Origin of the sequence: Paenibacillus oryzisoli, from assembly GCF_001653565.1 — a bacterium.
Taxonomy (GTDB): domain Bacteria; phylum Bacillota; class Bacilli; order Paenibacillales; family NBRC-103111; genus Paenibacillus_E; species Paenibacillus_E oryzisoli.
The window spans coordinates 19,794-31,965 of sequence record NZ_LYPB01000058.1; the positions used below are offsets into that span (position 1 = coordinate 19,794).

Sequence of the window (12,172 nt, forward strand, 5' to 3'; positions counted from 1 at the left end):
GCCTACCTACTTGGCAGACTCTAAATTGTATATTTCCTACTTTTGTCCTATTATGGTAGTTGGCACCATGTCATAATTAGGAAGGAGGAAGGAATATGTCTGAAATCAAAATTGGCCTTTCAAAAGAGGAAATTCAAGCTCACTTATTACAGATCGGTGCGCCAGGTGAATCAATTTCTATTAGCAAACTTACTGATTCTGTTGCCCGCGTAATCGACGAAAACAACAAAAGACTATTGCAAGATATTTACGCGCTACTTGCAAAGTGATTTACTCTGCATAAACACTGCCATCATCCCATTTGGACTCATTCCAAATACCTTCAACTTTTTCAACATTAGCCGCTGATTCTTCAGTGGCTTTTTCTTCATTATGCTCATTAAGCATATAAACACCACCTCTTATAATATTTTAACATAAGCAGGATATTACGTACATAGAAAAACCACCCAGTAACGGGTGGTCATCTTAAGCCAAATTCTTTTTTAATTTTGTTGCGGCCATTCTCTCTTGCTGCAGCGTAGATATCTTTAATCTTATCAGCTTTCTTAGCGTCCGAAAGTGTTGGAGATAACGCGGTCACCTTCTTGATGATTTCGTTTCCTACTTCTTCTTGGAGGCGTGCGTAGCGATCAGGAGGAATCGCCATCGTCTGTGATACTCCTTTTCTATCCTTACCTGTTACTTTCTTTTCAGGCGCGCTAGGAGCTAGTGATTTATCCCCTGTACGGTCGATCAAGTCCGATATGATTGCGGCTGCCTCGGTGTACGGTGCTACCTCTGATTTGTAAGGATTTGCATATTGGCCCATTACGCCTGGCGCGTTTTGTTTGCTGATACCTAGTGATGTTTTAAGTGGTGGTAAAGATTGGGATAGTCCCGGCGTACGAGACATGAAGTACTCCTTCACATCCTGTACAGGATTCCCATTATTAGAAACTTTGCGTGCAATAGGATCTTGTCTACGCGCTTCTTGTGCAAGCGCACTCCAACTGAAACTCTTGAAGAAAGATTCCGCAAGACGATATCCTATTCCTGTTGTCTTCTCCCCTTGTGTACCTCCATACTGCGGTTGAAAAGCGTCTTGTAACCCCTTAAGAGTGGACATTCCTAATAATGATCCAGCAGCATCTAACCCAGCGTTACCTAGTCGACTTAGTGTTGGCTTATCTTTATTCTCGGCAAGACTCGCTCCAATTGCAGCGGGAAATGCCAGCGGCTGCAGCTTATTATAATCAAAGGCTGAATCACCTTTTCTATACTTGGCCGCTTTTTCTGCTTCTTCGGATCCTTCCCCCTTAAACATAGCGTTAAGATACCTCTCTAACGCCGATGTGTTAAACCGATATTTCCCTTTTCCCGCCTGTTCACGGATACTATCAACGTCTTTATCGCCGCTATCGTTAGCCCCAGTAATGACGCCAATGCTTTGAAGGTAATAGCCCAAAGACCCGATGCCAGCGGAACCTGTCAGCCCGAGTGATAATGTCCTAATAGCTTCACGCTGAGTCGCCTGAGATTTGCTAGTCAACTGATATAAACCCTTTATGATACCTGCAGGTGTCAACGTAACTGCAGTTGATGCGATGTTAACTGGTGTCCTTACAAACGGAAATATTGTATTTGCTACAGGTTTTACAATACTAGGTGCGCTATTTAGCCAATTTGCAACTTTCCCGCCTGATGTATCCGCACGTTGAAAAGTCGTGTTCTTTCCGATACGATCGGCTTGAAGAATTGCTTCTTCTGGCGGATTGTTAACGAAATTCTCAATATGCCGTTGGATATCCTGTCTTCCCTTGATTCCACTATTCTTTGCATCCAGAAATCCTTGCTTCACTATCTCCGAATCAAACACTGATTTGTAAGTGGCGTAGTCGGCACCCTTTGCCACGGCGCCTAACGTGCGCTCGGCAAGACCAAACGGATTTAGAGGATTCTTGAACGCCAACCCTCTGATCTCATTTGTACTTTGGATTCCCGATGGATTGACACCATGAAAACCTGCTGACCCGCCAGTTTTTCCGTGTTTAAAATATCTGGCCATAAATTTCAATGGATTTGTTCCATACAAAGTTGTAGTTCTAGGAGTTTTTAGAACCTTGTTCATTGAGATGTCTACCATAGTCCCAAGGATATCAGCAACATATCCAGTACTAGCCATAATGGGTCCGGAAATAGCATTGATAGCCTGAGTTCCGCTGTTCAGTAGCATTGCCATGTACCGAATTGCAAGCAACTTATCCCAAGCAGATGACTTCTCGTAACTATTCAAAATCTTTTGCATAGCAATGTCAGCCTCGATCTTCTGATCGCTAGATAATCGTGTTGCATCTTTAGCGAGTTGACGTAGATTCGCAATGTCAGATTCGCTTACAGATTGACCTTGCTTCTCCTTCTGCTTCAAGAACTTTTCTACAATCTTCTCCTGCAATGTCGTAGGCTTAGGCGTTGGCCGTGTCTCATTCATGACATCATGTGCAATATCACTAATTGCTTTGTTCAATGCTGGATCAGGCTTGATTCTCGGCACATCACCTTCAGTGATCTTTGTTACTTGTCGAATAAGATTGGATATCTCCCTGTTCGCTTGCTCAGGTTCGATTCGCTCTGTTTCGACTTCCTTGATCTTCTTGGCTAACGATTTAACCGATTGCAGGAATTTTTCCTCTTGTGTAGGTATTCTACTTGGTTTCTTATCCGCTAACATTTCTGTTATTTCATCAGAGTAGTCACGAAGCTTCTGCACATCAGACTGATTCAATTTACCAGCCTTAGCGTCTGCGATTATTTTTTTTACGTGATCTCCCATAACTTTTACAGCTTCTTTTTCCTCGTCCGCTTTACCGCTAAGTTTATGGAGAGCTTGTTGTGCGCGTTCCAACTTGTCCTCGGCAGCACTACGTGAAACGCCTTTAAGCATACTTTGTGCGCTTTGATATACTTGTGTGGCTACTGGTCTGATTTCCTCGCCAAACAGCTTCACGAGGTCTTCTACGTGCGTAGCGGCCTTGATAGTACCCTTAGCTAATTGAGATGCCACAACAATAGTATGATCACGCCACTCAGGTAGAGGCAAACTGTTTAAATTATTTTTACGCGCTGCAATACGGGCTAAAGCTGCCTGTTCTGCATCATCAAAGAAAGAAATCACCTTCTCACGCTTCTTAGGTTGTTTCAATTCACGCGGGAGATCGTCTGCAGATGGTTCTTTTGGCACTCTTGGTTGTCTTACTACTGGCGGTCTTACAATAGGTGTCTTAGGCTTTACAACATTTTCTGCACGAGTCAAAAAGTTAGCCAGGTTAATCATATCGTTTGAACTAACTTTTTCTCCGCGTTCAACCCGGTCCAGTATCTCGTTAAACTGGTTTGAGTGAACACCAGCACTGGATTTCTCCTGCACCTTGGCCGCTAGTTCCTTGAACTTAACGGAATCAGCGACACTGACCTCTTTACCGTTATTCCTAGCAGTTCTGACGAGCTTAAGTAACTGACCTTCTGGACTCAATCGAGATAGTACAGATGCAGCTTGTGAAGTCTGACCAGCTTTAGTCAAATCCTTAGCTAACTTATTTCCTATGTTAAGTGCTCTTTCAAACAGTGATTCTTTTAATTCTGGATTAGCTTCAAATTTTGCCATATTGTCTAATTCCTGCATCAATCTGTAACCAGTTGCGACATGCTCAGCACTAAATTCTTTGTTCCCAATAAATTTAGCTTCGGCTATTGTTATATCTTTAACTGCTTCATTTGCAGAATCAACGCTAGCATGGTTAGATTGGACATCGTATCTTTGGTCAGTGTTTCTGATTGCAGACTGTAATTCAGGGGAAAATTCACCATTATTAAGCTGAGTTCGATAATTAGCTCGGATCCCTTGTTGTGTAGGTGTGCTAACACCTGTTGTTCGTACTGGTTGGTTTAATTCTTGAGATGTTGGTGTAATTGGTTGATCTGGCACAGCTGCTGTTGGAATTTCTAATGATGCAGGTGAAGATCGACTAAGATCAGATAATCTTACAACCGATCTATTTCCAAATGTTCTACCTACATTCTCTGTATAACCTTGCGCCACAGGATTAGTAGGCGATCCATTCATAAATGGTGATTCCACCGTGCGCGATGGCAGTTCAGTTGCTTTGGAAATTGCGTTGCCCGCTAGTTTGTTGGCCTGTATATCTGCTAATCTTGTTAGCCCCTTAACTGCTGCTGTTCCTAAACCACCAAGAGCAGCGCCACCACCAGCTCCTATTCCAGCACCTATTAGCACATCGCCGATACTTGCTTCTGGGTTAGCAGCCTGCGTCTGTGCCGCGCCTAATGGTGCACCTACTAATCCTTCTCTAGCAGCTACGCCAGCGGCTTTCTTTCCTATCGTAGAACCTACTAATAGACTTGGTGCATACTTACCAATTACATTAGTAGCAGCACCTTCTAGGCCACCAATAGCCCCAGCAGGTCCAGAAGACATAATATCGCGTCCCGTTTGTGTGATGAAGTGTGTAACAGGGTTTGACTCAATGAATTCGCCTGCAGCATCCAATCCTTTTAGAGCTTTCCCGATAACGGGAATCTCTCTTGCTGCTTTCTTTTTAGAGGCATACTCGTTTTCTAACCTTGCAGTTCTATCCAAACTACCTGTAATATCGTCCATCTCTACTGGACCATTGATAGGTTTTCTTGATGTTTGATACGTGTTCGAAGTGGTCAGATCCGATAACCTGACCACTCCCTTTTTGGTGGATGGTGCGCTATCATTGTTTAAATCCTTGAGACGAACGACCACGGATACCACCCCTTAGAAATCTTTTTGTATTTGAGAAAGTAATTTACTGTAATCTGAATCAGATAAATAATCTCTATTGGCTTGTGCCAGTTGCAAAGCTTGCTCTTTTGTGATGCCTTCAGTAGATAAGTCACCTAGAATAGTATTATAGTTATCGGCTGATTCTTTAGGATCAACCTTCACACTACTACTCTTTTTTAAAGCCTGTTCTTTATCAAACTCGAACTTCTCACGACCCAACGTATTATCATTTGCGGCATTAGCTGCCGAAGTGTTCGCGTTCTGCTGACTAATCGCAATCTGTGCCCATGCTTGTTTATTACTCTCATCCATATTTTTATAATCAAATCCAAGTCGCTCTGCGAACTGTTGGGCTTGGTTATCGATCTGTTGTTGCGACATGCCATTTTTAATAGCGTCCTGTACTGTTTGATACTGGAAGTCGCGTTGATCTTTTTGTTGGCCGTAATCAATTTGCTGTCCTTGTAGCGTCCTCATTGGGCCAAACGCGTAATCACCATTACCCGTTGTATCACTTCCGCCAATTGATGCAGCCAGCCTTACATTCTCCTCGTGCAATCTCTGTTTCTCCTCTGGTGATGCCGATGGATAAGCTTCGCTATTTGCAGCCATCTGCTTTCTTACAGCGTCAATAGTGGACGCTGGTGGGGTGTAGTATCCTTTTAACTGTCCTTCTTGTATGCCAAAGTTGCGGTCTCTATCGAAATTATCAATCCCGCGCTGTTGTTGATCCTGCGAATTACCAAGCAGTTTAAACACATCACCCACGCGGTCCCTACTTTGCTGATACGCCTGATTATAAAACTCTGGTATCTGCGCCGCTGCCTGAGCTGCGTATTTCTGTTCGATATCCGCCACATCATCCCGAGTAACAGAACTGTTCAAGATACCACGACTGTTCAATGTCTCCATCGCCGATCCACTTGCCTCTTTCGCCGCGGCAGCCGCCAACTGTTTTGATGCAAGGTAACGCGGATCCGTATTCGGGTCGTAGTTCATAGGCTGCATGTAGGATTTTAACTGTTCCATTAAATCAGACTGTTGCTTCTGAAAGTCAGTGTATTGCTGTACTCCTGGATTAGCGGTAGGCGCTGCGGCTGTTGCTACAGGTGAAGTAGGAGGCTTTGGTACGCTACCGTTCGGGATAACACCTGCTGAGGGGCTTTGACTTGATGGTGCTGTTGGCACATTAGTATTTGTAGGCACTGCTGGTGCAGGTGTGGTCTCTGGTGTGTAAGTGCTGTTAGCAAGCTGATTCTTCGCCCACTCACCATTGCCGCCGCCTGTCTTCACCAGTCCATTGAGATAATCGTATTGGTTCTTTCCTATAGCTGCTGCCATTTGATCAGCTCCTTTCTAAAATGAAAAAGAGCCTATCAATGATAGACTCAATTGTAAATTATCTCCAACCTGATAGAATGATATAGTCACATGTCATTTTATGGGGAAGGAGGTGGGAATATGTTGACTGATCAAGTACAGATCGCATGTATAGAAGCTGCTAAAGAAATAACATTAGCTTTAACCAAGAATTTAGTGGTAGCTGCCAAAGAAGATTATCCAAACGAAAGAAATCTCCAATTGACTAAGCAAGTTTATCAAGAAGTATACGCGACGATCGCGAACGCAATTAATGAATCTTAATATAACATCCTGTCTGCTGCGGACACTAAATCCGCAGTAGCTTTAACAACTTCTGCTAATCCCTCGGTTAAATTACTTTCTACTTTCTCCCGAATCAACTTACATAAACTAATTACTGTAGTGTTGATTTCTTCACTAACCAATCTAGCTTGAACATTTTCCATCATTCTTCCTCCTCATTATACCAAAAATAGCCGCATCAGCGACTCTCGTTGGTTATTTTTCATACCTCCTACCGATTGGTAGACTTGGTATGATATATTAATTTGGTACAGAACAACCTTGGGTGCGGCATTACCTCCAGAAAGGAGGCTGATGCCATGGAAACTTTCCAAACGATAGTCGTTATGCTTGCGTTCGGTAGCTTCATACTGGCGCTTCTGACATACATCGATAAACGAAAGTAACCCACTCATAAGGTTGACGACCTAGTGGGTTACTTCTCTTCAGTGATATTCGGAGGGTATTCACACCCAAGTTCTGTGCAGGGAGTCGTGTTGGTCGCACGGCTCTCTTTGTTATTTATAATCTTATCATGACGGTTTTATACGTGCAACTCACTTTTGTGCTTCTAGTGCAGTGATTTGGGCATCAATTTGGTTTCGCTGCGTAGATAATTCATCGTAACTAGCCTTTGCAGTGAAGAAAGTTTCATCTTTCTCCTTAAAACCTAGCTTACCGTCATAAGTCCCGACTACTCCATAAGGCTCTATGATTTTAGATAATTCATTAATTCTCTTGTCTAGATCGATTCTCTGGTTTTTTAAGGACTCTAGATTTTCAGTGGTTGTACTCAATTCACTCACTTTTGACACTCCTTTATTACTCAGTTCAACTGTCTGTGTCGCGTCATTCCAATTCACTGTTAGACCAGTTACAGTTGCTACATCCCTAAGTTTCAGGTACGTACTTCCGTCGACCATGACCGGCGAGCTATCGAGTTTTAAAACTTCGCCATTCAACGTCACTGGCAACGATGGCCTTAGATATGCCTCTATCTTCTCTAATCCCTCATCAGCGTATACTGATCCCGCAACTGTAATCGCTACACCAACTAGTAATCCTATAATAAATTTTTTCATAACAACACTCCTCAGGTAGAATTATATACGCTGAGTATACTTCTTTTTACAAGATTTGTTAATCGTTATGCCAATATGTTCATTGCCCTTAGGTTTCCTAACAGCGTATTAAAATCAGCAACCAAACCAGCAACAGTGGTCGCGCTGCTATTCGATTGCGATATCGAATCTAACGGAGCTGAAAAAAGGCTGTTAATTCTTACAGCATTACCACTAAGTACTAAAGATCCGGATTGCGCATTAATAAACATATTTCCCGAAGTAGGTATGATGGAAAATCCAACACCAGCTATTTGTGCGACTAGTGTATTGATCGCTCCCTCTTGAAATACCAAAGTCGGCGTACCCAATCTATCTGAATCCATTTGAATATAACTATCTGAATCTAAGTAAGCTGTAAATAAGTTATTTGTGTTCGACATCTCTGCTCTTGGAAAAATACCTTCAGCGGTAGCAATATACGTCCCGTAAATCTCCCCTGCTGTAATCTTCCCCAAGTCCGCCGCTATCGCTGATAATTGCTGAACATCCATGCGATCAGCTGAGATAGATTGTGCCCTAATGTTCTTTACGTCCAAATTTCCGTTAACCGCCCACTCCAGCTGCTTCTCATCCTCTGCAAGAGCGTCTACAACCCTCAGTAAGGCTTGTCTGATCTCTTGCAGGCTTTGTCCTACATCTATCGTGTCTGCGCCTCCAAAACTAACTGTAGCCATTGTGTGCCTCCCTATTTGTATGGCATCTTTCGTAATTGTCGCGATATCTCGTATGTGGTGACTGGTCCTACACCTTCAAGCTTAAGTCGTAAAAAGTTGCTATTGGCGACATTACCCGTTGGTACGACTGTACGAGAATTCTGTAATCCTGTCGTTGCTGAAATGTTCTTGATCTGGTACCAGTTGCTATCCCCAGTTAAGTCTTTGCTCAATGAGGCTGTCATACTGCTTCCGGGCGTAAAGTCGCTATACGTCCAAAGGTTGTACCATATCTTTCGTTGCGTAATCGATGCCTCTGCAAATGGCTTGGAAACCCACTTCCAAGTAATTGCGGCGCCGTTGTCTGTGCTCCCTCCAACCTTTCGGACAGAACCGTCTACATTGGCAATGTAGAGGTCTGTGTTGATGTTGACGAACATGGTAGGCGAGTAACCTTTCCACACGTTCCATACACCGCGATCTGGATTATATTCGAGAATGGTATTTGCTTCTGTTGCATTATCCAGCGGAATGGACACATACAAATTAGTACCATCCGTACCTAATGAACATTTATTTTTAGCGGAAGGATTAATACGCTTAATGTAATTGTAGATGGCCTGCGAAAAATCTTTGCGTGGCCTTCCTGAACCAATGTATGAATATACACCAGTGTCGTGGATGAAATAGATGATACCGGCTACTGTTAGGATGCTTTTATTATTGATCGCACCCAGGTCATTTGCTGAACGAACGAAAGTGAATTCTTTCGGCCCGGTACCAAACAAATCAAAAATGGCATTAGGTTTGAATATCGTTAGGCGCTTTGGCCCCGCGACCATTCCGCTGATGTTCTCGCCCGTTTCGGTTTCAGCGACAATCTGACCTGCATCATTTACCGCGGTCCAGTTATTGGGCGTCCGCAGACCGCAGTAATGTACAGTATTTCCAACAGCGGCATACATTCGATTATCATGTTGTGTGATGAAATTAGCTCCTGCAGGAGCTGCTGTATTCGTTGTAACAGTTGTCCCGTCATAATACCTCAGTTGATCTACACCATTAGCCATAAATAAGCTCATAGCGCTTAGATTACCCTGTGTATTCGTCCAACTCGGGTCTGCTGATGTGGATAGTCCAGTTGAGGTTCCAGTTACTGAAACCCATGACGTTCCGTTAAATCTTTGCCACGCTCCGTTCACTATGGCATGAACCTCTGTGGCTTTCCATGATCCAACGCCCTGCACCTTACTGCCGAACGCTGTCCCGAGCAAAGAATAACCCGGCCTTATTCCCATAGCCGGGTAGTTGAGATAACTCATATTGTAACCATCTGTTGCCATTCCATCGTTTAGCGAGAATCCCTTGTCATCTGCGGCATAAACTCCGCCGAAAGTATTAATCGGAATCGGTTCCATAATGCCGCGAATTGGCTGCATGTATGCCATTTAACTCACCCCAAACAAAAAGAAGAGAGCTATTCGCCCTCTTCCTCTTCAATGTTATTTTGTTCCTTGATCGATCGCTCCATATCAAGGTTTTCCTTGGTTGTTTCACCTGTGTTCGGATCGAAAGCTGGGATTTCCAATGCACGACCTCCTAGTTAAAGTTATCTAACAAAACAAGCTCGTAATTCTCACCAGTTATCTCCAAATAACTATGAATCAAACTACCTGTAGCCGTGGCATTAGTCCCCACTTTAAAATGTACCTCTAACCCTGAAATGCCAAATGAATGTGTAATCACACCTGCACCGATCTTGTTCTCTGTAAACTTAGTAGCAGCTGATGGACTAGAGTTATTATTTGTTGCGAGGAAGCTTGTTTCTGTGGTTGCTGAACCAACTCCCGAAACATAAGCATTTGATACAATTTTTACTGATACACCACTGAAAAATCCTGCTGGTAAAATTACTTTAAATATCTCTCTCTGTTCCGAAACGGCAACATTGAGACTGTTCACGTAGTATTCTGATCGTCTGGAACCGTGATTTCGAACGGAGTATGCAGAACAGTTTGTGAGAGTATTATTTTCTGTACCAATACATCCAATGATCGTAAACCCGTTCATATTGATGAGTTCATAGCCTTTGACGATATTAGCATCAAACTGACAATTGGATATGTTAATGTTCGATGTATATGCAGACAGTGACCCATTTAGTTTGATTCCTCGACTAGCTAAAGCAAACTGTGAGTTGGATATGATGATATCACCGACGTTAATGGTACCAGATCCAGATCCTATGCTGATACCGACACCCGTACAGATGAATGCGTTGTTCGTAAACATATTACCCGTACCTGAACCATTTACGAAATTAATGCCATTTGTCGTTTGGTTAGCTCCAGAATTCGTGCAAATTAAACCAGAATAAGTACCGAAATTAATCAAGTTCTCACCAGAACTGTTAGCACTCTTCTCTGACCGGATCATGTCATATGATCCCGCAGAGTAAATATTGTAGAATTTTGCATAATTAAAATAGTGATTACTACCACCATCAATAATTTTCACAGCTGCACTTTGAGATGTAGGTAAAGTCCCTAGATTCTCGAATCCAATGTCATGAACAGCTGGGTAATAGATATCGTTTGAAGTGCAGTCGTACGTAATAAACGCCAAGTTATTGTCAGTGGTAACAAGCAGCGATTTACCTGGACCATCTCCGAAAACAGCTATATTTGAATTAAGTACTATAGCTCCAGCGCTTGAAATTCTGCATCTTCCAGTTGGGAAATACAGCGGGAGTCCTGTACTTTTTGATAAATTTACACAAGCAGTAACTACTGCATCGTCTATAGTAACCCCGTTGTATACTGGCTTATTTATAGGAGCTGGCGGATATTTAACGTTAATACCCATACTCGATAATTGATTGGATGTGTCTAGTCTGAGCTTATCTATTTCTGATTGTGGTGAATTCGCTGCACCGATTAGTTTTTCTAAATCTTTTGCCATTAGTTCCATTACATCAGGCATACAGTCACCACCTATCCTTTACTCGCACTCTGTTTGCTGTCATCTGTCTGAACTCCTTCTTAGCATCCATTAGAAGTTCATCAAAATCAGCCTGGTTATTATTCGCTACATCAATGTCACCTTGAGTTTTTGCCATCCACTGAGCAAGACCAAATACTAAAAGTTCATGATAATCTTCTGATAGATCAGGTACATCACTCAAATTCGATGCGCTTAAATCGTGGTAGCGAGGTCGATAGTAGATGAAAATATTCACTGGATTTGATGGATTCGGGAAAATATAAAGTTTATTCAACATCACTGAACAAAAACGGTCCGGTGGAGAATTCTCTTCGACTGATAGTTTAGGGTAATTGATGTTGTCTATCATCACGTTTTTCACACGATCTTCCGCGCAGTCCGTTGGCAAATCATAAAAAGGTATTCCTGGTGTAGATAAAAACGCAACAACCTTATCGGGTAGAACTAACTGTCGATAAACCCTGCGCTGAATCTGGTTAGCTTTGAGCACCAACATATCGTCAGTTATATCTGCACCTGGTGGAACCAAGGTTTTAGCTTCGGTAAGTATCTGTTGAAGGTTCATATCCTCCCTCCTTATCCATACATAGCATCGTGCATCAATGGTTTCCGTAACGTTTCCGCCATACCTCGTGCGATTTCATTTACTTTTTTATCTTCATCCAGTTCTTTCTTATGCAACCACTTGCCAATATCATCAAATGGATTAAACTTACGCGGATCAATCTGCTGAATTCTCCTCACCACTCGCGCGTCTAACTCTCCATGTTTAACGGTCATCGCCACATATTGCGTGCCCAGTTTGTCCACGGCAATAACTTGGTGCTTAAGGTTGTCGTAATCAAAGTCGATCCGCAAAATGTTAGGGTCGATTTCCTTCAATCTATCCTCGATGTAATACAAGTCATTTATAGCCATATGTCCTCCTAAAATGAAAA

The 12,172-nt window shown here is 42.7% G+C and carries 12 protein-coding genes; 3 read left to right on the forward strand and 9 right to left on the reverse strand.

Annotation, left to right across the window (positions count from 1 at the left end; genetic code table 11):
• Positions 1-95: 95 nt before the first annotated feature.
• A complete protein-coding gene (locus A8708_RS35355) occupies positions 96-269 on the forward strand; it encodes a hypothetical protein (RefSeq protein ID WP_157264698.1) in 174 nt (57 codons plus the stop codon).
• Positions 270-463: 194 nt separating this feature from the next.
• Here A8708_RS35355 and A8708_RS11650 read toward each other — a convergent pair whose 3' ends face one another.
• Both A8708_RS11650 and A8708_RS11655 read right to left on the reverse strand, forming a co-directional pair.
• On the reverse strand, positions 464-4,789 hold the full coding sequence (locus A8708_RS11650) for a hypothetical protein (RefSeq protein WP_068663638.1): 4,326 nt from the start codon (positions 4,787-4,789) through the stop codon (positions 464-466).
• Positions 4,790-4,801: 12 nt separating this feature from the next.
• Positions 4,802-6,151, reverse strand: coding sequence for a hypothetical protein (locus A8708_RS11655; protein WP_068663639.1), 1,350 nt, complete (start codon positions 6,149-6,151; stop codon positions 4,802-4,804).
• A 120-nt stretch (positions 6,152-6,271) separates the two neighbouring features.
• Here A8708_RS11655 and A8708_RS11660 point away from each other — a divergent pair, with 120 nt between their 5' ends.
• Positions 6,272-6,454: a hypothetical protein gene (locus A8708_RS11660; protein ID WP_068663640.1), complete on the forward strand. Its 183-nt coding sequence runs from the start codon at positions 6,272-6,274 to the stop codon at positions 6,452-6,454.
• Here A8708_RS11660 and A8708_RS35360 read toward each other — a convergent pair.
• Entirely contained in the window at positions 6,451-6,618 is a 168-nt protein-coding gene (locus A8708_RS35360) for a hypothetical protein (RefSeq protein ID WP_157264700.1), read from the reverse strand. The two genes, A8708_RS11660 and A8708_RS35360, sit on opposite strands and share 4 nt — an antisense overlap.
• A 156-nt stretch (positions 6,619-6,774) precedes the next feature.
• Between A8708_RS35360 and A8708_RS35365 the strand changes: the two genes are divergently transcribed.
• Positions 6,775-6,861 carry a putative holin-like toxin gene (locus A8708_RS35365; protein ID WP_157264726.1) on the forward strand — a complete coding sequence of 29 codons (87 nt, stop codon included), beginning with the start codon at positions 6,775-6,777 and terminating at the stop codon, positions 6,859-6,861.
• Positions 6,862-7,011: 150 nt separating this feature from the next.
• On the opposite strand, the gene A8708_RS11665 is transcribed toward A8708_RS35365, so the two are convergent.
• The 6 genes from A8708_RS11665 to A8708_RS11690 form a co-directional block, all read right to left on the reverse strand.
• Entirely contained in the window at positions 7,012-7,536 is a 525-nt protein-coding gene (locus tag A8708_RS11665) for a stalk domain-containing protein (RefSeq protein ID WP_068663641.1), read from the reverse strand.
• Positions 7,537-7,601: 65 nt separating this feature from the next.
• Positions 7,602-8,252, reverse strand: a complete 651-nt coding sequence (locus tag A8708_RS11670; protein WP_068663642.1) for a hypothetical protein — start codon at positions 8,250-8,252, stop codon at positions 7,602-7,604.
• Positions 8,253-8,263: 11 nt separating this feature from the next.
• A complete protein-coding gene (locus tag A8708_RS11675) occupies positions 8,264-9,679 on the reverse strand; it encodes a hypothetical protein (RefSeq protein ID WP_068663643.1) in 1,416 nt (471 codons plus the stop codon).
• Between the two features lie 151 nt (positions 9,680-9,830).
• Complete coding sequence (locus A8708_RS11680) at positions 9,831-11,213, reverse strand: hypothetical protein (RefSeq protein ID WP_068663644.1); 1,383 nt, start codon at positions 11,211-11,213, stop codon at positions 9,831-9,833.
• A 4-nt stretch (positions 11,214-11,217) separates the two neighbouring features.
• Positions 11,218-11,799: a phage adaptor protein gene (locus A8708_RS11685; protein ID WP_068663645.1), complete on the reverse strand. Its 582-nt coding sequence runs from the start codon at positions 11,797-11,799 to the stop codon at positions 11,218-11,220.
• A gap of 11 nt (positions 11,800-11,810) precedes the next feature.
• On the reverse strand, positions 11,811-12,152 hold the full coding sequence (locus A8708_RS11690; protein ID WP_068663646.1) for a hypothetical protein: 342 nt from the start codon (positions 12,150-12,152) through the stop codon (positions 11,811-11,813).
• Between the last annotated feature and the right edge of the window lie 20 nt (positions 12,153-12,172).

Excerpts from the sequence above, each read along its gene's own strand:
- A8708_RS11680 (WP_068663644.1), bottom strand. The coding sequence starts at position 11,213 with ATGCCTGATGTAATGGAACTAATGGCAAAAGATTTAGAAAAACTAATC.
- A8708_RS35365 (WP_157264726.1), top strand. The coding sequence starts at position 6,775 with ATGGAAACTTTCCAAACGATAGTCGTTATGCTTGCGTTCGGTAGCTTC.
- A8708_RS11675 (WP_068663643.1), bottom strand. The coding sequence starts at position 9,679 with ATGGCATACATGCAGCCAATTCGCGGCATTATGGAACCGATTCCGATT.
- A8708_RS35355 (WP_157264698.1), top strand. The coding sequence starts at position 96 with ATGTCTGAAATCAAAATTGGCCTTTCAAAAGAGGAAATTCAAGCTCAC.
- A8708_RS35360 (WP_157264700.1), bottom strand. The coding sequence starts at position 6,618 with ATGGAAAATGTTCAAGCTAGATTGGTTAGTGAAGAAATCAACACTACA.
- A8708_RS11690 (WP_068663646.1), bottom strand. The coding sequence starts at position 12,152 with ATGGCTATAAATGACTTGTATTACATCGAGGATAGATTGAAGGAAATC.
- A8708_RS11685 (WP_068663645.1), bottom strand. The coding sequence starts at position 11,799 with ATGAACCTTCAACAGATACTTACCGAAGCTAAAACCTTGGTTCCACCA.
- A8708_RS11660 (WP_068663640.1), top strand. The coding sequence starts at position 6,272 with ATGTTGACTGATCAAGTACAGATCGCATGTATAGAAGCTGCTAAAGAA.
- A8708_RS11670 (WP_068663642.1), bottom strand. The coding sequence starts at position 8,252 with ATGGCTACAGTTAGTTTTGGAGGCGCAGACACGATAGATGTAGGACAA.
- A8708_RS11665 (WP_068663641.1), bottom strand. The coding sequence starts at position 7,536 with ATGAAAAAATTTATTATAGGATTACTAGTTGGTGTAGCGATTACAGTT.
- A8708_RS11655 (WP_068663639.1), bottom strand. The coding sequence starts at position 6,151 with ATGGCAGCAGCTATAGGAAAGAACCAATACGATTATCTCAATGGACTG.